Source organism: Pseudoalteromonas sp. T1lg23B (genome assembly GCF_002964665.1).
GTDB lineage: Bacteria > Pseudomonadota > Gammaproteobacteria > Enterobacterales > Alteromonadaceae > Pseudoalteromonas.
This window is the reverse complement of the sequence record NZ_PQBZ01000042.1, coordinates 1-18819: the sequence shown is the minus strand read 5'-3', so window position 1 is coordinate 18819 and position 18819 is coordinate 1. Positions and strand designations below refer to the sequence as shown.

At 43.7% G+C, this 18819-nt stretch carries 18 protein-coding genes; 9 read left to right on the top strand and 9 right to left on the bottom strand.

Annotation, left to right across the window (positions count from 1 at the left end):
* Positions 1–61: 61 nt before the first annotated feature.
* Positions 62–1939 carry an alkaline phosphatase PhoX gene (locus C2M32_RS16680; protein WP_105169455.1) on the bottom strand — a complete coding sequence of 626 codons (1878 nt, stop codon included), beginning with the start codon at positions 1937–1939 and terminating at the stop codon, positions 62–64.
* 180 nt (positions 1940–2119) lie between these two features.
* Positions 2120–2647 (bottom strand): lipocalin family protein, encoded by a 528-nt coding sequence (locus C2M32_RS16675; RefSeq protein ID WP_105169454.1) that lies wholly within the window; start codon positions 2645–2647, stop codon positions 2120–2122.
* Positions 2648–2747: 100 nt separating this feature from the next.
* Between C2M32_RS16675 and C2M32_RS16670 the strand changes: the two genes are divergently transcribed.
* The 3 genes from C2M32_RS16670 to C2M32_RS16660 are packed head-to-tail and all read left to right on the top strand — an operon-like array spanning position 2748 to position 4178.
* Positions 2748–3200: a YaiI/YqxD family protein gene (locus C2M32_RS16670; RefSeq protein ID WP_105169453.1), complete on the top strand. Its 453-nt coding sequence runs from the start codon at positions 2748–2750 to the stop codon at positions 3198–3200.
* Positions 3197–3724 (top strand): DUF6942 family protein, encoded by a 528-nt coding sequence (locus tag C2M32_RS16665; protein ID WP_105169452.1) that lies wholly within the window; start codon positions 3197–3199, stop codon positions 3722–3724. The genes C2M32_RS16670 and C2M32_RS16665 overlap by 4 nt, the downstream gene beginning before the upstream one ends.
* A gap of 55 nt (positions 3725–3779) precedes the next feature.
* Positions 3780–4178: a response regulator gene (locus C2M32_RS16660; protein ID WP_105169451.1), complete on the top strand. Its 399-nt coding sequence runs from the start codon at positions 3780–3782 to the stop codon at positions 4176–4178.
* Here C2M32_RS16660 and C2M32_RS16655 read toward each other — a convergent pair.
* Genes C2M32_RS16655 through C2M32_RS16640 form a run of 4 tightly spaced genes read right to left on the bottom strand, consistent with a single transcriptional unit; the run spans position 4135 to position 9964 of the window.
* Positions 4135–4800, bottom strand: a complete 666-nt coding sequence (locus C2M32_RS16655) for a class I SAM-dependent methyltransferase (RefSeq protein ID WP_105169450.1) — start codon at positions 4798–4800, stop codon at positions 4135–4137. The two genes, C2M32_RS16660 and C2M32_RS16655, sit on opposite strands and share 44 nt — an antisense overlap.
* Complete coding sequence (locus C2M32_RS16650) at positions 4800–8462, bottom strand: AAA family ATPase (RefSeq protein WP_105169449.1); 3663 nt, start codon at positions 8460–8462, stop codon at positions 4800–4802. The genes C2M32_RS16655 and C2M32_RS16650 overlap by 1 nt, the downstream gene beginning before the upstream one ends.
* A complete protein-coding gene (locus C2M32_RS16645; RefSeq protein WP_105169448.1) occupies positions 8459–9670 on the bottom strand; it encodes an exonuclease SbcCD subunit D C-terminal domain-containing protein in 1212 nt (403 codons plus the stop codon). The genes C2M32_RS16650 and C2M32_RS16645 overlap by 4 nt, the downstream gene beginning before the upstream one ends.
* 54 nt (positions 9671–9724) lie before the next feature.
* A complete protein-coding gene (locus tag C2M32_RS16640) occupies positions 9725–9964 on the bottom strand; it encodes a hypothetical protein (RefSeq protein ID WP_070993794.1) in 240 nt (79 codons plus the stop codon).
* 467 nt (positions 9965–10431) lie between these two features.
* Here C2M32_RS16640 and C2M32_RS16635 point away from each other — a divergent pair, with 467 nt between their 5' ends.
* From C2M32_RS16635 to C2M32_RS16625, 3 genes are all read left to right on the top strand, one after another.
* Positions 10432–11067: an HAD family hydrolase gene (locus tag C2M32_RS16635; RefSeq protein WP_442792722.1), complete on the top strand. Its 636-nt coding sequence runs from the start codon at positions 10432–10434 to the stop codon at positions 11065–11067.
* A gap of 100 nt (positions 11068–11167) precedes the next feature.
* The gene (locus C2M32_RS16630; protein ID WP_105169447.1) at positions 11168–11893 is read left to right on the top strand and encodes a YebC/PmpR family DNA-binding transcriptional regulator; all 726 of its coding nucleotides are present in this window, start codon (positions 11168–11170) and stop codon (positions 11891–11893) included.
* 87 nt (positions 11894–11980) lie between these two features.
* Positions 11981–12331, top strand: a complete 351-nt coding sequence (locus C2M32_RS16625; protein WP_234401329.1) for a cupin domain-containing protein — start codon at positions 11981–11983, stop codon at positions 12329–12331.
* On the opposite strand, the gene C2M32_RS16620 is transcribed toward C2M32_RS16625, so the two are convergent.
* Both C2M32_RS16620 and C2M32_RS16615 read right to left on the bottom strand, forming a co-directional pair.
* Positions 12332–13063 carry a 5-oxoprolinase subunit PxpA gene (locus C2M32_RS16620; protein WP_105169446.1) on the bottom strand — a complete coding sequence of 244 codons (732 nt, stop codon included), beginning with the start codon at positions 13061–13063 and terminating at the stop codon, positions 12332–12334.
* 10 nt (positions 13064–13073) lie between these two features.
* Positions 13074–14861: a glycoside hydrolase family 3 protein gene (locus tag C2M32_RS16615; protein ID WP_105170127.1), complete on the bottom strand. Its 1788-nt coding sequence runs from the start codon at positions 14859–14861 to the stop codon at positions 13074–13076.
* A 329-nt stretch (positions 14862–15190) separates the two neighbouring features.
* Between C2M32_RS16615 and C2M32_RS16610 the strand changes: the two genes are divergently transcribed.
* Positions 15191–16096, top strand: a complete 906-nt coding sequence (locus tag C2M32_RS16610; RefSeq protein WP_105169445.1) for a hypothetical protein — start codon at positions 15191–15193, stop codon at positions 16094–16096.
* Positions 16097–16122: 26 nt separating this feature from the next.
* Here the strand turns inward: C2M32_RS16610 and C2M32_RS16605 are convergent, their stop codons facing one another.
* Positions 16123–16563, bottom strand: coding sequence for a DoxX family protein (locus C2M32_RS16605; RefSeq protein WP_105169444.1), 441 nt, complete (start codon positions 16561–16563; stop codon positions 16123–16125).
* 214 nt (positions 16564–16777) lie between these two features.
* Here C2M32_RS16605 and C2M32_RS16600 point away from each other — a divergent pair, with 214 nt between their 5' ends.
* Both C2M32_RS16600 and C2M32_RS16595 read left to right on the top strand, forming a co-directional pair.
* Positions 16778–17650 carry an AraC family transcriptional regulator gene (locus tag C2M32_RS16600; protein ID WP_105169443.1) on the top strand — a complete coding sequence of 291 codons (873 nt, stop codon included), beginning with the start codon at positions 16778–16780 and terminating at the stop codon, positions 17648–17650.
* Between the two features lie 86 nt (positions 17651–17736).
* Positions 17737–18690: an ABC transporter substrate-binding protein gene (locus tag C2M32_RS16595; RefSeq protein ID WP_105169442.1), complete on the top strand. Its 954-nt coding sequence runs from the start codon at positions 17737–17739 to the stop codon at positions 18688–18690.
* Positions 18691–18819 lie beyond the last annotated feature (129 nt).

Genomic DNA, 18819 nt, shown 5'->3' with positions numbered 1-18819 from the left:
CCATAAACTAGACAAAAAAAACGGCAGCTCTTAATAGAGCGCCGTTTTACTAAAGTGACTGTTATTTAGACTTAGGGTCGTACAGCCACAGCGTATTGTTCTCTTGGAAGCCATCTTCACCGATGATGATACGTCCATCACGCATGACAATGACGTTGTCAGGCTGTGATAGCTGATTGACATCACAGCGCTCAGCGCCAGTGAGGCTCGAACGGTATGTTCCACCCATGACCACAGGCTCGATGCGCGTTAAGTTGTAGTTGTTGTCGATGGCTGCACGATAAACTCCACCGCAATCTTTAACACGGCGAGACAGTTGAATATCGCCCTGATCATCGGTCATGGTGTTATCTATATCAGCAATACCGATGTACATGTAGGCTTTATCAACAATCTCTCCTGCTATCAGGTCTTCCCCAGTTACCGCTTCTTTTACACGCTCTAGGTTAATACTAATACCTTCGAGTTTACGCCACTCTGCCGTTGCGCCTTTTAAGCGAGCTGCTTGGCGAGATTCTAAGAAAGCGACGCGATTATCCATAGGTTTGCCTGCTGTTACAGGGCCACCGCCTTGTTCAACGCTTGGGTAGGTCTGAGCGCCATCTGCCCACGCTTGAACGTCGGCCATGGTGATATAACTTGATTGACCGTCAACATAGTCTGCGGTGGTAATGTTATCGTATTCAGCAATCCACGTGGCGATGTCTGCATTGTTGCCGCTGGCAAGCTCGACCCACTCAATATCAAAGCCAGTAACGGCAGGGTCGTTTAGTCCCTCATCTTGAGTTAACTTCGCACCATACAAAGTGCCTGAGCTGAGATCTTTAGGGTGATCGGCAATGAATTTAAATAGTACCCCACCCGTGTCGTCTTGTGATGAGTATACGGTGCGTTCATCTGGCATAACGACAGAATTCTCATGCTCATAACGACCAATAGTGAAATGTTTTACCACATCTGGAGAGGCGCTGGTTGGGTTTTGCACTTCAGCAATGTAACCGTAACGATAAGGGTTAGGGAAATCTGGTGCCACTAGCGCTTCAATGCCATCGGTGCGCGTATCCGCTGGGTCATTCCAGCTGGCATCCGTTGTGCTAGTCACGCTTGAGTTAACAATCCATTCTTCAGAGGTAAGCGGTGTACCCCAAGGAGATACTGACCCAAAACAGTTAGCAGCAGTGCCATGAACCCCATCGAAGTTAACCATCATCGCTTCCGTGACAGACCATTTACCCTTGGTGTCTTTACTCATTTTTAATCGGCTCATGCCGCCGGGGTATGATTCCCAGTTGGTATAAAGATAACCTTCGGTGTCTGAGGTTGCTATGAAGCCATTGAAATCAGGGTTGTCGTTACGAATAATTTCTTGTTTTGAATTGATCCCATAGTGTACTCCAAGGCCTCCCTCAAGGCCTTTTGCGCCTAAATTAGCAAAGGCATCACCTGTTTGTCCTAGCACCTGATACTGGCCGATAGCTGACATCACGATTTGCTGTTCTTGTTCTGAAGCGGGTACTGGTGAACTTACTATGTTGCGAGGCAGGTTATTGAAGTCTACACCGGTCAATACCCCAACAGTTCCTTTATTGAAAGTTTTACCATCTGCTGTTGCGGTGTTACTGTCAGCTGGGTGTTGTACATTGAAAAATAAGTCACCTTGTTCACTGAGGTACAAACCAGTCACTTCTGCACCATTTGGCACGGTAGCAATACGGATGAGGCCACTTCCGCCATTTACGCCGTCTTTGCCATCGACGCCATCGTTTCCTGGTTGGCCGTTAGCGCCATCTTGACCGTTTTGGCCATCAATACCATTTTGACCAGCGGTGCCTTGAACACCCTGCTCCCCTTGTTGACCCTGCGCACCATCATCACCATTGCATGCCGTGAGCGCAAGAGTGACGGCTCCTGCGATCAAAGAATAGGCTAAACGCTTCATACTGTTACTCCAATTTGCACTTGCTAATTATTGTTTAGGAAGCAACAGCTTGGGTTGTATGTGTTACAGGTGCCTGACAGTAATGTTAAAGTTTTCATACAGTTATGATGTTTAGCAAGCTTTAATGGGGAACCAATGTCATCAAACTGTAAAGGGGGTTTACAACCATAAAGTAAGTTATCACTGTATTTCATTATGTTGAACGTAGATTAATTGCTCCACGTCAAATCCATATTGTTGCGCCGTACTAACAAAGTCCGTCATGATGGTTTTATCGACTTTTGGAGTGCGCGAAAGTAACCATAAATAATCTTTGTTGTAGCTAGTAACATAGGCGTATTGATATTGCTCTGTGTCTAATTTAAAAATGACATATGAGCCGTAAAAAGGGCCGAAGAATGAGACCTTGAGGTGCCCTGTCGTTTCATCACCCACAAACTTTGCTATGCCCTCGGCCAGTTGCCATGACTGTTGCTGTTCGTCATAGCCTCGGTTAATAACTTGCACGGTGCCATCATCGTTTATCGAGTAGTTTGCACTGATATTATTTAAACCACGCTCAAAGCTGTGATCAAGTCGCGCTATCTCGTACCATTTTCCTTGGTATTTTTGTAGCTCAAAACCGTTCACCGGCTCAATGCCTTGCGGTAAGCCAGTACATGCAGTTAGTAAAAATAATAACGTGGCGCATAAAATTGACGCTTTCATCCGAATTCCTAAGTATTTTTATCCAAATAATTGTAGGTTACGCGAAGAAGAACCGTTAAGATCATTAATCTACTAAGTTTTAGATCAGGTAACTAAGACCATGAAAATTTGGGTTGATGCAGACGCATGTCCTGCTGTGATAAAAGAAATTATCTTTCGTGCTGCTGAGCGCACTAAAACAGTAACCACTCTGGTCGCTAACCATGCTATGCGAGTGCCCGCTACGCAATACGTGAGTTTGCTACAAGTGAGTAAGGGGTTTGATATTGCGGATAATGAAATTGTCAGACGTGCACAAAAGGGTGATGTGGTTATCACGGCAGATATACCACTGGCAGCGGAGGTTGTGGAGCAAGGTGTGCTGGCAATTAACCCTCGTGGTGAGGAATATACTATCCATAACATTAAGTCGATATTAAATATGCGCGACTTTATGGATACGATGCGTAGCAGTGGTGTTGAAATGAGTGGTGGACCTGCGAAGCTCTCAAGCGCAGACAAACAAGCGTTTGGTAACGCGCTAGACCGCATACTTACAAAAGCCAGGTCATGAAAATACTAACTCGTGGTTTTGGTGTAAGTTCTGGATTGATAGCGATATATGTCGAGCACAGTCCTCCTATGCTCGAATATCAAAATCTAGAATCAGTTCAACCGCTTAGCTTAGGTGAGATCGCCATGATCAATCAGGCATCGGGAAATGGCTGGCGGAAAATCTTCAATGTGTACGCTAAAGTACTGGGCCAGCTGAATTGTTCAGATCATAGTTTTACTAACTATGATAGCTGGCAAACCTATCGTGACGCGTGTTTACTGCAAAGTCATAGTCAGGAAGCATTATTGTTTTCTGTACCTGATTTAGCGGCTACGCAATACCGCTATCATGTTATAGCAGGCAGAATTTACGCCAAAAGGTTGTTTAGAGATCATATTTTTACTAACTCACTGGTGTGGCTGGACGAGGAGTTTGCTGTCGATCATATTAACCGTTTAGTGGTGTGCCCTTTTTTGGATTACAGACAGCTAAGCAATATTAAAATCAATAAACTATGCGATATTTTACGGGAATTGAACTAATCTAAAATACAGCCCCACAGCACATTTTTACCTGATCAAGGACAGAGGCATCAGCATGAAAATTCTTGTCGTAGACGACATGCCATTAATGCGTCATGTAATGATAAATATGTTACGTCGTTTAGAGTATGAAGACATTGTTGAAGCGACCGATGGCAAACAGGCTATGAAACTGCTTGAAGCTAGTCGTTTTGATCTACTCATTACAGATTTAAACATGCCTAAAATGAATGGTAAAATGCTTATCGACAAAGTTCGTAAAGACCTAAATCAGCCTCATTTGGCCATTCTAGTGGTGACTTGTGATGATAATAAAGAAACGGTGCTAAACCTGATCTCTGCACAAATTGACGGTTTGATGGTCAAACCTTTCAACCTACAAACGTTGCAAAAACAGCTTCGCTATGTTGCTATTCGGCACGACAAACAACTCCAGCAAAACCAAGCGCCTTGAAGTAGTTGTGAGGTGTACTAAAACCACTTTGTTCAAGTAATTCTGCCAAGCGCATTCTGTCTAATGGAAAAAACTCATGCTGTAAGTTATGACGCATGCGTTGCTCACCAACTTCGGTCAGGCCAAGTTCTCTACATGCCACGAGTTGTGACTCTCGTTCAAATTCAGTTTCGGGAGCCATGAGATCTGCTAAGAACAAGGGGGCACGGCTGGGAAGTTGCGCGCGGATTGTTTTGAGCAGGGCTTGCTTGTCTCCGTTGTCAGGTAAGAAATGCATGACTAACAGACACAATGCTGCATCAACATGGCCTATATTAGAGTCGAGTTCTCCGCAGACAATGGTGACTCTTGAACTCAAGCCTAAGTTAGTAAAATTTTGATCTGCGATTGCCAGCATATCCGCTGAAATATCTTGTGCAATAAAGTGCCAATGTGGGTTGAGCTGTGCTAGGGCCAGAATGTCTTTGCCTGTGCCTGCGCCTATCACAAGGATGGTTGCTTCATCGGGCAGCAGAGTTTTCAACTGAGCGGCGGTGAGTTCATGTAGTAAATCATAGCCGGGAATGAGACGGGTGATTCGTTGCTCGTAATTCTGAGCCTCATCAGCGTGAAAATTAGGCATTAGACTTGTCCTTTAATTTGAATGCTGGAATAGCCACCCGGTTGTTTTTTAACATGAATTTGAGTTGCTACTCGTTCGGTCATTTCACTGACGTGTGAGATAACACCCACCTTACGTCCCTGAGCTTGTAATGAGTCTAACGCATCCAATGCAACACTTAAAGTTTCTGGGTCTAATGTTCCAAAACCTTCATCGATAAATAATGAACTGATCTGAACCTTATTAGCTGACAAGGATGCCAGCCCTAATGCTAGTGCCAAAGATACCAGAAATGATTCCCCTCCAGAGAGCGTGTTCACTGAGCGTTGTTCATCGGCCATGTCTTTGTCAATAATCGCAATATTGAGAGACTGGCCGATAATGGTAAGTCGATATCGTTTTGATAAGCTGCTCAAGTGCTGATTAGCGTATTGCAACAAGATCTTTAGGGTTTGTGTTTGGGCTACATTACGTAGTTTTTTTCCTGTTGCGTCACCGAGTAGTTTATCCAATAGATACCAGTGTTCGTACTGTTCTTGCACTCGTGATAGCTCATTTTGTTGGGCCTGCCTGTTTGCTACATTTTGCTCATGCTGTTTAAGTTGTGTGTTGTTATCGAGCCATTGTGTCTGTACTTGCTCGATTTGCAGATTAAGCTCACCGTGTAATTGTGTTAGTTGTTCTAATGACTTTGTTGTTCTGGCCTGTGCTTGATGTTGTTCAATCTCTTCATGAAGGTGATTGAGTCGTGCCAATGCTTGTGTATGTTGCAGTTGTAGTTGTTGGTGGTTTTTCAATACTTGGTCATATTGCGCAAATGGGACGCCAAGCAATTCGGTTATCGTGTCCGCCGTGAGGTCACTGTACTGTTGGCGTTGTGCCATCAGCCATTCATCAAAGCGTTGTTCAACAGCAACTTTCTGAGATTGATTATCAACAAGCTGACTTTTTAGATGCTCCAGCTGAAGATGCTGTTGACGCGCCGCTTGTTCGAGTTGGGTCAAGGTGTTCTTATGTGTTGTCCATTGTGAACTGCATTGCTCATAGTGAGTTTGCAGCTCAGTAAACCACTCATCAGCGCTGCGGGTCAGCGGCAGTAGCTCTTGACGTTGGGAATCAAGCTCATTCAGGGTGCTTTCCAGTTGTGTCAAAACGCTTTTTTGCTGTGTTAACGTTTGCTGCAGTTTGTTTTGATGCTGTTCATCGTTACGTTGTTGTGCATCCAGTTGCTGCTGCACATGCTGTAGCTGAGCTAATGTCGTTTGCCATGTGGCATATTCCTTAACTTTGCTGGTAAGCGACTGTACAGCACTGTGCATATTGTGTTCATACTGTTGCCACCATGTGTCGTCAGAGTATTGCTGCTGTGCCTTGCGCTTTAACTGCGCTAAGGTATCGTTAGCATTGTTTTGCTGCTGAGTAATGGCTTCCAGCGCTGCGCTTAGGCTCTGTATTTTTTGTTGCATTTCACCATGTTGATTTTGACTTTGCGTCAGCTCATGCTGGCGGGTTTGTAATTGCTGCCAAAGTTGCTGTTGAGTTTTGCTCAGCTCACTATAGCGGCTAAGTTTTGTCTCAATCTCTGCAAGATGCTGCTTTGTTAGCTCAATATCAATATAATCTTCAAAGCCCAACTCTGTTAAAGCACTGTGTATCTTTGCATGCTGTTCTTGTAGTTGTGATTTTCGCTGCAAAGAGACTTGTAACTGGGTATTCACCTGTTCATTGGCGATCACTTGGTCGTTGTGGCGCTGTTGCGCTTGTGTCAGCGCTTGTTCCGCTTTTTGTTGTTGATCTGTAAAGTCGGCAATTAGGTTTTGCCAGTGGCTGTCTATGTGATCAACACCATAAGGATGCTCTGTTGCCCCACAAACCATACACTCCTGTCCTGCCTTAAGTTGGGCACGTAAAGCACTGACTTTTTCACTGGCACGTAGCTGCACCTGAGTGACATTCTCCTGTGTGAGCAATGCCCTTTGTTTTTGTAAATCTACTTGCTTTTCAGTATCTTCTAGTTGGAGCTGTAAAGTGTGTTGTTGGTGGCGGTATTTATCAATGTTGGCGGCTAATTGTAGCAATTCATGGTCGTATTGTTGTCCATCCAACGAAAGCTGTAGCGCCGACTTTAAATTATAATTTTGCTTTTGAAGTGCTTCATAATCTAGCGTTGCTAACTGTTGTTGCAGCGCGTCTAATTTTTCTTGTAAAACAGCTTGTTCACTCTGTTGGTTTTGTATTTGCAGAGTTAAAGGTGCAAGTTTCTGTTCTAATTCACAGCGTTCATTGTATTGGTTATTATATTGTTTTTTAAGGCTTTCTATAAGCTGTGCTGATTGGTTAATGCTGTCAAAAGCACTCTCTAGATAAGACCAATTATTCAACGCCACTTTTAATGCTGCGTGTTGCTCTAGTAGCTTTAACTGCTCGTTTTGTGCTTGTCGGTTGTCAGCTATTTGTTTCTCTGTTTGCTTGATTTGTTCGTCAAGTTCATACAACTGCTGTTCGCTGACACCGAGCTGCTTTTTACAGTCTTCCAATTGTTGCGAGGTGGCATAGCGCTTGTTATCGAGTGTTCGTACCAACTTGATGTCTGGCTCGTGATTCTTTAACTTTTCATGAGCCGCTTGCTTTGCCGACTCAGACTCAACAACAAGTGATTGTTGTTGCTCTAGTTGATGTTGATAGTCTTGTTTTGCCAGCTCATCATGTTGATGCGTCAGGTGTTGCTGTTGATTGGCCAGTGTAGTCGCCTGCTTACGGTTATCGGCGATTTGCTGGGCAAGCTGTGCCAGTTGCGCCTGTTCAACTGCGGTGGACTGTTGTTGTATGTCTAACTCTAAGTCTTGTAGTTGCTGTTGATACTGCTGCAGCTTGAGTTGTTGTTGTTCCCCTTGGGTGAGCCATTGTATATCTTGCTGGTATTGTGTGCTTTGTGCTTTTAGCTGACCAAGTTGATCATTGAGAGTTGCAATAGTTTGTTTAAGAGACGTTAACTCTTCATCGGATAATATATGGTAATTGGCGAGAGAACTCTGTAGTTGCTCAAGCTCATTTTTTTTCGCTTTGTGATGCTCAAAAATAGCTTGTCCGAGCCGACTAAATTTATCGGTACCGGTTAAGCATTCCAGCAGTTGTGCACGTTCATCGGCACTGGCCTTTAAGAAAGCTGCAAATTCATGCTGAGCAAGTAATACTGCTCGCGTAAACTGCTCAAAATTCAGTCCTATCAGTTGCTCTATTTTGCTTACGGTAGCGCTGCTAGATTGTGTAAGCTGTGATTCATCCGCGACTCTAAACAGAATGTGTTCCGGTCTTTTCAATTTGCCATCAGACTTTTTTCTAGCTCGTTCAATCTTCCAACGAGCAAGGTAGCGCTCACCGTCTTGCCCAACAAACTGCACCTCGGCCTGCCCTGATGCGCATCCTCTGCGTAGTAGATTTCTGGGATCATTGAGCTTAATATCATCACCATTAAACACCACCGTATTTTTTAGGTCGTTTCTTAATCTCGCAGTTTTTCCATAAAGCGCCAGACAGATCCCGTCAAGCAGGGTACTCTTCCCTGCCCCGGTATCACCCGTAATAGCAAAAAGCCCACTGTGATTTAATGGCGCCTGTTCGAAATCAACGGCAGCCTTAGTCAAAGATGCAAGGTTGCTGATGGTAAGGTTCAGTAGTTTCATGTGTTTGGCTCTTCATCCATGGAGTTGATCACGTGTGCAAGACAATCTTTTAATGCATCTGGAACGGATTGACTGGCATCTACTTGCTGTGCAAAGGCGAGTTCAAGTAGTGTCATCGGGTCCAGTTGTTCAACTTGACCTAAATCTGTAAAAGTCTCATTTTGTTGTTGAGCTAGCTCATTCACCCGTTCGATGCCACAAAACAAGACAGGTTTGTCTTTTAACGCTTCATCAATAGTTGCACGGAACTGGCTATTTGTCTCACTACTGTTTAAACGTAAACGGATATAAGTCGGAGGCACATCCGATTCAAACTCAAGCGTATCGATCATTTCACACAAGCTATCTAAGTCAGCGCCTCCGCGCTCTGGCAGGAGCAAAACCTCTTGGTAACGTGGGACGTAAAGGGGGTTTACAGATTTAAGTTGCTTACCATCAAACTCCGCTATCAAAACTTGATGTTGGTAGTTGCGTTCGGAAAACGACATCGGCAGTGGTGTGCCGCTATAACGAATATGCTCGCTTTTCGCGACGCTTTGGGCTTTGTGTAAGTGTCCAAGCGCCACGTAATCTGCGTGTTGGCCAAAAATATTGGCATTTATCGACTCAAATCCACCAATTGCTATATTGCGCTCAGAATCACTGGAAATATCTCCACCTTTGGCGTGCAAATGGCCCATTAGAATGAGCGGTTCTTGTTTTGTAAGTGGTTTGGCTAATGCTATGGCTTGATCGTAAGCTTCCGCAACTGCGCTTTGATAACTGATATCACTAGTCATCGAAATGTCTGAAACGCGTAGAAACGGCATTGCAATGATATGAGCTGTACCGTTTTTGGTTTCAACGGTTTTGATTACTTGCTCGGGTGCGTGTCTATCAAAACGCCCCACGACATGGGTATCAAACAGTTGCAATAAAGGCTTGGCTGTCTCAATACGGTTTGCTGAGTCATGATTACCAGCAATAATAACGACGTGCAACTCAGGACAAGCATGTTTTGCTTGCTTTATAAAAGTATAGAGTTGTTGTTCGGCACTGGCAGGTGGAGTGGCCGTATGGTAAATGTCTCCCGCGATTAGCAGCAGATCGATGTTCTGCGATGCTAATATGTCAACCAGCCAATCCAAAAAGGCCTGCTGTTCCTGTGTGCGACTGTGCTCATAAAACTGTTGGCCTAAATGCCAATCAGATGTATGCAATACTTTCATGCAGCGTTTCCTTGACGATAGAAACGCTAATATAACATTGCCTGAGCTATTTGGTCAGCGGCTTATTTGCATCCAAGCAAAAAGAATTATAGGTAAAACAAGTAATAACAATACGGCTGGGGTTTTAAAAGCCTTGACTTGCTTAGCTTGAAGCGCTTTTAAAGCTGACTTTTCATTACATGCTGCAACTTTATCAACATAAAAGTAGCCATCGTCTAAATACTCTTTACAATTTTGCTCATCCGCAGGAATGGCAACGAGCTTCTCTTGTTTTTTCAGGATGTAAAAATCCATACTGCTCACCACATTTCTATTGCTAAACGGGTTCATTTATACGAGCAAAACTGAGGCCAACTTTTTATGGCACTTTTGCACGAAATAAAAAAGTGCGGGATTTTAAAGACAATTTCGAGTAAATATCAACTATTAATTTGGATTTTTTTATTTATTTACAAAATAAACACAATAATTTGAAAAAATGGCGAGTTGGCACGGTATTTTATTGCCATATTTCGTACTTATTCAAATTTTCGTATAGACTATTTTTTATTGTTCTAAGAGGAAAAGTGATTTTGCACGTTAGTTGGAGGATAATATGTCCTTCAGTCGCTAACAAATTTGGATTTTTTTATTTTGTTAGGTGCAATAAGTGGAAGGCTCATATAAGCAATAACCTGATGAAATATCAAGGAAGCGCTTTGCAAGATGGCTATTCCTAACCTATGGTTTAACTACATTCGCCGATAATGGCAGGGATAATAATGTTACAACTTAATGCACGGGCGTGCTCACAAAGTAGTGTAATGATACAGCAGCAAATTAAAGGTGTGATATTTGATTTAGATGGCACATTGGTGAGTTCTGAATTGGATTTCCAACTTATTAAAGCCCAAGTTGGGTGTCCTCGTGATCTGGATTTGCTAGACTTTATCTCTCAACTACCCTCTCCATACATGCGCCAAGAAGCAATGAATATCGTACATCAGCATGAAATGTTGGATGCGCAAAGTGCGCAGTTGATGCCGGGTGTTGCTAAGTGTCTTGAACAGCTTACACAAATGGAAATACCGATGGCAATCGTGACCCGTAACTTTGGCCGAGCTGCGAAATTAAAGCTGAGCCAATGTAACGTACCAATCTCACTGATGCTAACTCGAGATGATGCGCCTGCCAAGCCAAACCCAAGTGGGTTGCTACATATCGCTAAACAGTGGCACTTTGCCTCTAAGCACTGCATGTATGTTGGTGATTACCTTTACGATATTCAAGCTGCACATAATGCTAAAATGCGTTCTTGCCTCTATGCTCCGCAAGATATTCCTCATTATGCCAGTCAAGCACATCATATATTGCGTTCGTTTGATGATTTACCGCAGCTTATAAAGGCTTTCGGTTAAGTAACCCAAGACAAAGCCCATCAAACGCTAGCCCAATGGCGAGAGTCTTGTTAAAATCTCGCCAATTTAATTTATTTAATCTATTAAAACGAGAATTAAGATGGGCAGAGCATTTGAAGTCCGCAAAAACGCCATGGCAAAAACGGCGGCGGCAAAAACCAAAGTAAACTCAAAATATGGTAAAGAAATTTACGTTATCGCGAAAAATGGCGGCCCTGACCCTGAAACAAACTTGTCGTTACGCCGTTTGATTGATAAAGCAAAGAAAGATCAGGTCCCAGCGCACGTTATTGACAAGGCTATTGAAAAAGCAGCCGGTGGAGCGGGTGAAGACTACGCTGCGGCTCGTTACGAAGGTTACGGTCCTGGTAACTGTATGGTGATTGTGGATTGTTTAACGGATAACCCGAACCGTACTATTAAAGATGTACGTCTTCCGTTCACAAAAACAGATTCAAAAATTGGCAGCCCAGGTTGTGTTGCTCATATGTTCGACCATCTTGCTATTTTAGGTTTTGAAGGTGATGACGATGAAGCGGTTCTTGAAGCATTGATGATGGCTGATGTGGATGTTACTGACGTTGAAGTTGAAGACGGCAAGGTATCTGTATTTGCACCACATACTGAATACTACAAAGCTAAAACAGCACTGACAGAAGCGTTTGAAGGTATTAACTTTGAAGTAGACGAAATTACTTTTGTACCACAAACACATATTGAAATAACAGATGCAGATGATATTGCTAACTTTGAAAAATTCATGGGCATGTTAGAAGACTGTGATGACGTACAAAACGTTTATCATAATGCCATCGTGAAAAACTAAGTCAGTGATGGTAATTTGAAGCCGAGCCTTATGCTCGGCTTTTTATTGGCTGTGAATAAGTGTGACTGTTAAATAATGGTGGGAAAGATGATGAGTAAAGTCGTAACGACTGATGACTCAGAACATTATCAGTGGGGTGGTGTATGCGATGGTTGGCATTTAGTCGCAACGTCAAACATGAGTGTCATACAAGAGCGTGTACCGCCAGGAGCGCAAGAAGTCAGGCACTTTCATCATTTTTCAGAGCAGTTTTTCTATATTTTACAAGGATGTGCTCAATTGGAGCTCGCTGGTGAAGTACTCAGCCTAGCCGCGGGGCAGGGCGTGCATGTTAGTGCTAAGACGCCACATCAACTAAAAAATGTATCATCAGAAGTTCTGTACATGCTGGTTATTTCGACCCCTCCGAGTCATGGCGATCGTCAGGTTTTAGAGTAGTTATTTTTGAGTTAGTAGAATACTGATCTCTTTGACGAGCGCAATACTGGCTTCATTGTCGCCATGCACACATAGCGTATCGGCTTTTAGCGGTAGTTGTTTTCCTGTGTCGGTGGTAACAGAGCCCAGTGCAACCAATTGCTTCACCTGTGCCATCAGCGCAGGCTTGTTATGTACGGCATTTGGCAGGCTGCGTGGCGTCAATAAGCCTTCATCCGTATAAAGTCTATCAGCAAATGCTTCGAATATAAGACTAACCCCATATTTGGCTGCGAGTTGCTTATGTTGCTCTTGCTTTGCGGTCGCTAAAATCATCAGTTTTAAAGGCTTAGGGTAATGGGCGATAGCTTGGATCACGGTCTGTAAGGTAGATTCATCTGCCATCATGTCGTTATAAAGTGCACCGTGGGGTTTTACGTATGTGACAGACAATCCTTGGCATTGTGCCATGCCATCCAAAGCGGATATTTGATAATGCAAAGTATTTGTCAGTGTGTGTGGTGAGAGCTTCATAGAACGACGCCCAAAGCCCTGCAAATCAGGGTAGCTAGGGTGAGCACCGATGGTAACACCGTACTGTTTGGCGAGTTGAAGTGTTTTGGCTATGACATCTGGGTCGCCAGCATGAAAACCACAGGCGATATTTGCACAGTCTATGACGGCCATGGCTTGCTCATCTAAGCCCATAGTCCAAGCGCCAAAGCTTTCACCTAAATCACAGTTTAATAACATCTATCCCATCCTACTTAATTGTTACTGGCAGTGTGCCTTCAGCTCGCGCTTGGCCTAATATCACTTTTGCTAGCGCGCTAAAGGCAGGCCCCGCAACCCGATTGTTATTATCTACATCAATATTATAAGCATAGCTTGCCAGCACGGCATCGCTGTATGGGGCAAATTGAGTGATTTCATATGGGGCTCTGAGGCTAATAAAGAGTGTTTGTTTTTGTTGTGTCTTGGCATATTGTAAAAGTGCTTTGAGCGCATTTGGTTGCTCTTGGCGCGAAAGCGCGAACTCTTCTAACTTGCTGACATCTTCCATACCACCAATTTCAACAGCACTTTGCTGCGGACTTGCATGTGCGCCAATCACCCAATCGGCCTGCTTAATTGCTGCGTGTGCAATGTTGGGATCAAAACCTTGCAGGCTGCTACAACTAATTTGTAAAGGGGCTTTACTATATAGTTCAAGCGCTTGGCGCATTGCCTCACATTTACGTTGATCTGGCATAATAATATGCACTTTGTTTTGAGTTTTGACCTCAACCGGTAGCATGGCCGCGTTTTTCACTTGCGTGATGGCCGCCAGTGCGAGCTCTGCTTCTAACTTTCTATGGCCGGGATTACCTAATGTTGCCCGCGCAATACCGCTTGAAACCTGTGTGCTGCCTTTAATAAAGCGGTTTTTTAGTTCATAAATTCGCTGCGCCGATTGTGCCACTTCGTGCTTATCTAGCAGGCCTTGGTTGACGGCTTCGGTGAGAGTTTGCAAAAGCCTTGTTAATTTTTCAATGTCGCTAGGCGTACGAATAGCAATCGGCATCAATGCAATGTCGACACCTGCTTTGAAAGTTTCGAGTACAGCTGAGTTGGCGTCAAAAAAATCACTGATACCCGCCATATCGAGTGCATCAGTAATGATAACGCCTTGGTAGCCTAACTTCTTGCGCAACAGCTCATGCATTATTTTACGCGACATGGTGGCAGGTTTGAGCATGTGCTTACCATGTTTGTTGACCAGCGTGCTGTTATCGAGTGCTGGATATTGAATGTGCGCCGTCATTATCATGCCCGGTGCGTTGGTTTTGATCACTGTTTGAAAAGGGGCAAGGTCGTTTTGCCAAATTGTCTGCTCATCATGGTCCACGCGCGGCAGACCTGTATGACTGTCGACATGGGTATCACCGTGACCTGGGAAATGTTTTAGCGCGGAGATCACCTGTTGCTGCTCAAATGCTTTTACCTGAGCTGCGCCCAGCTTGGCAACCACGTCAGGGTTCTCGGAAAATGATCGCACGTTAATCACGGGGTTTTCAGCATTCATGTTTACATCAACAGTGGGCGCAAAATTAACGTTTACACCTAAGCTGGCAAGCTCCTTCGCAATGGCTGTTGCTACAGTGCTGGCATAGTGCGTACCGTGCTTGGGGTAGGTAGCACCTATACTCATATTGCCGGTAAATGAGGTTGCCTGCTCGCGGTTAATGCGCGCCACGCGTCCACCTTCTTGATCTATGGCTACAAATAGTGGTTGTGGGTGTTTGGCTTTGTGAGCAGCGGCTTGAAGTTGATTATTTAAATGAACTATTTGCTCTATGTCTTGGGTATTCTCAGAGAATAAGATCACACCACCAATATGATATTTGCTTATGACATCGGCAAGCTGTGAGGGTAGGGACGTCATTGGCGTTCTACATGTCTCACTATGCCCCTGTTGGCAAAAATAGCGAAAATCAAGCATGAGTTTTTGCCCCAACTGCACCTCAAGAGGGAGCTGTGAACTGGCAAGTGATGTGTTACTTAGTGTCATCGTTAAAATAATACCCAGTGGTTTTAAGAGCTTATTAAGCACCATAAAGCAAATACAAAGTGATTGTAATGATGGTGGCTAATTTAGCATTAACCCAAGGTGATTGATAACTTCTAAGGCCAATTTGTATATGTCTGATCAATTAACAGCCTAATGAGACTGACAAAACGAACAACTGTAACCTTTAAGGTCTGTTATGTTATGTCGAATGTAACATCAGAGCCTAAGTTGGATTTTTATGATGATTAGTACCAAAATAACAGTTCACAGATAAACCAAATTTTAGTTTCTAATCGATAGACGCCCTCGACAAGGAGATTGTGTGCATTATGCGACACCTAATACTGTGTGCGCTGCTGTACTTGGTAAGCCAAATCGCGATCGCTCAGCAGGAACAACATTCACCCGTTCAGGTAGTTCGTTATAATATTGCCGAATATGAGAATGACTCGAAGCAAGGTTATTACATTGAATTGTTGCGTCTTGCTTTGGAAAAAAGTATCGAAGAGTTTGGCAGTTACGAGCTCAAACCGCTTATTCTCAAGGATGTCCCGCAAGGTAGAACACTTGATTTACTTGCCAATCAAGACATTATTGACGTGCACTGGAGTGTGACCTCTATTACACGAGAACAATTACTGGGAGTGGTATACATTCCATTGCTTAGAGGTCTTATGGGGGCGCGTTTATTGTTGATCCATGAAGATAACGCCGATAAGTTTGCCGCAATTCAAAACCCTCAATGGCTTTTTAATCACTCAATAGGCAGCGGCATTGATTGGCCGGATACAAAAATTTATGAAAAAACAGGTTTTGACGTTGCAACGGGAGATGCTACTCATCTGCATGATATGCTGGCTCAAAAACGGTTCGAGCTTTTCCCAAGGGCATTGCATGAGCCATGGGATGAAATAGCGCAAAGGCCCAAACTCATGGTCGAACCTAACCTAGCTTTGTGTTATCCCGCTGCCATGTATTTTTTTGTTAATCCACAGAACCACACGCTAAGAAAGCGTCTCACATTTGGTTTGCAGCAGGCTATTGAGGATGGCAGCTTCGAAAAGTTATTTTTGAGTGATCCCATTATCGCAGACGCGCTGCAAAGAAGTCGTTTTACTCAGCGTATGGTGTTGAGAATACCCAATCCTTTTATGAGTATACGCACAAGAGACACGCTAAAAATAGAACAATATGTATGGCAGCCACTGCACAGTTGCGTAATGCCTAAGATATAAGTTGAATCCTAGGCATTACATAGGTGTTAGTCGGCTTGTTTATTAGCCGCCATCTTATTGCAAATGATACGCTCAATACTCCAATTTCCAGCACCATGCACCGCAAGCATCAAAAAGCCTCCCGCAATGGCGATGTTTTTCATAAACATAATAGACTGCATTTGATCCCCAAAGTTGGCGTGAAACAACACCGCACTGAGAACACAAAATACGGCCAGTGCCAGCGCAGTTAGTCGGCTCATAAAGCCAACAAGAATAAACAACCCTCCAAGCGCTTCAAGCAAGATAACTAAGGGGAGTAGTGCCGATGGTACGCCCGCAGATGCCATATACTGCGCCGTACCTTCATATTGTTGGATTTTGTTCACACCTGCCAGAATAAAAATCATTGATAAACCAATGCGACCGAGTAAAGCGCTCAGATCGCTAAGCTGTGTGTTATTTGCAAATGGATTAATGAAATTCATGGTTATGTTATTCCTCTACTCGTTGTTGTATGGATCAGCGTATGCTGAAAGCTAAATATAGTGTAGGTGCTTTTAGAGTATTAGAGCGGTGGTATTTCAGCGACCATGACCTGCGCGTTATAATTAATAGCTAGCAGGTAAATCGCAATCTGAATCAAGAAAGCGACGAACATCACGCTCATACTAGGTATTTTTTAGATAAGATAATAACTCGATGATACATAAAGAGACTCTTGAACAGCGAATTAAGCGCGTATGCGATTTTATTAGCCACAATTTGGATGAGCAATTGGACCTAGCTGAGCTGAGCGAAGTGGCGGCTTTATCTCGTTTTCATTTCCATCGTGTATTTTTAGCCTATACGGGAGTGAGTGTGACCAAGTTTGTACAACTGGCGAGGTTAAAACGCGCATCGTTCCAATTGGCTTTTGAAAGTACAACTAAAATCATCGACATTGCCTTGGCTGCACAGTTTGACAGTGCGGAGGCATTTTCCCGAGCTTTCAAACGCACTTTTTCCCAAACTCCCAGTCAGTTTAGGCAAACGCCCAATTGGCCAAATTGGTATCAAGTGCTGGATTTTACTCTGCCAGTATTAAGCGATGCAGCACTAGACGTAGAAATTATCGATTTTCCTCAAACACCTATCGCCTATCTAACACACTGTGGTGACCCCAAAAAAGTATATACAACAGCTGGGAATTTTGTTGCGTGGCGTAAACAAAGTCGTTGTTCGCCAGTGAAATCTTGCCGTACATTTGGCATGCCGAATGGAGATCCAAATACTATGGATGAAGAAGACTTTCGCTTAAAAATTTGTGGTTCTTTGCTTCCTAAGTTGCACGAAGTAGAGCCGAATTCATTTGGGGTGAAAGCGGGAGTGATCCCAGCTATGCGCTGTGCAAAAGCAACTCATATTGGCAGTCATGACACGTTGGAAAACACCATCTATGCGCTATATCAGCAGTGGTTGCCACAAAGTGGTGAACAGTTGGGAGAGCACAATTGTTTCTTCGAGTATTTAAATTTAATTCATGAAGTGAACGAGTGTGATTTGCGCACGGATGTATTTTTACCTCTAGGATAAACTCAATTTCATTGTTGTTTTCTTAGCGAAAATCAAAAAACACGGCTAACCTTAGATAATATCAATCAATTTCAGAGGGTTAGTTAATGGCAAACAATCATAGATTGGCATGTATTATGTTGGCGCTGACCTCTATCAGTTCTCAGGACGTGAGCGCGAGAACAGTTCGCATTGTGCTCAACGACTGGGCGAGTCAACAAGTTATTTCAAACGTGTACAGTCAACTGCTGGAAAAAGTTGGCTTTAAAACCAAGTTTGTTTCTCTTCCCACTGATGGACAATGGTATTACCTCAAATACAACTATGTTGATGTACAAGTTGAGGTATGGCAGGGGAACAAGGAAAACAAGCTTACCCAGTTAATTGAATCACAAAGTATTCAAGAGGCAGGAACCTACTCGATTAAAACGCGCGAAGACTGGTGGTATCCGAGTTACGTGACTGACTTGTGCCCACAACTACCTGATTGGAAAGCTCTAAATAACTGTGCCAAGGTGTTTAGTGAGGGCGATGACCCTCGCGGGGTATATTACACAGGGCCATGGGAGCGAAACGATTCAGCTCGGATCCGAGCGCTTAATTTGAATTACCGCGTAATTAGCTTATCTGATGACGCCTCGCTGGTGAAATTATTACAAAAAGCCTATAACCAAAAGAAACCAATACTCATATTTAATTGGACGCCAAACTGGGTAGATACGCAATATGACGGCGAATTCGTTGAGTTTCCAGACTACGCACCAGAATGTGAGACTAATCCTGAATGGGGGTCTAGCAAGCAATTTTTATATGATTGTGGCAACCCCAAAGCGCGCTGGGTCAAAAAAGTGACCGCCAAGGAATTTCCACAAGCAATGCCTTGTGCTTTCGATATTTTAAGGAGCATGACCTTTAGCGGTGAAGAACTAGCTCAATTCTCGTTACAAGTAAATGTGCATTCGCAATCAACGCAGCAGGTTGGTGAGCAATGGCTAAATCAAAATCAGCAACATTGGCAGGATTGGTTAGCACACTACAGTTGTGATGCTTATCTCGATTAAGAGGAAGGGTAAAGAGTTCATAGCTTGTGTTTACGTCGAAATGGACCCTGAAACAAGTTCAGGGTGACGGAGTTGAGTTTAGCATGGTGGGATTCGCCACCATACAGACGGCTCAGATATAAAACCCGT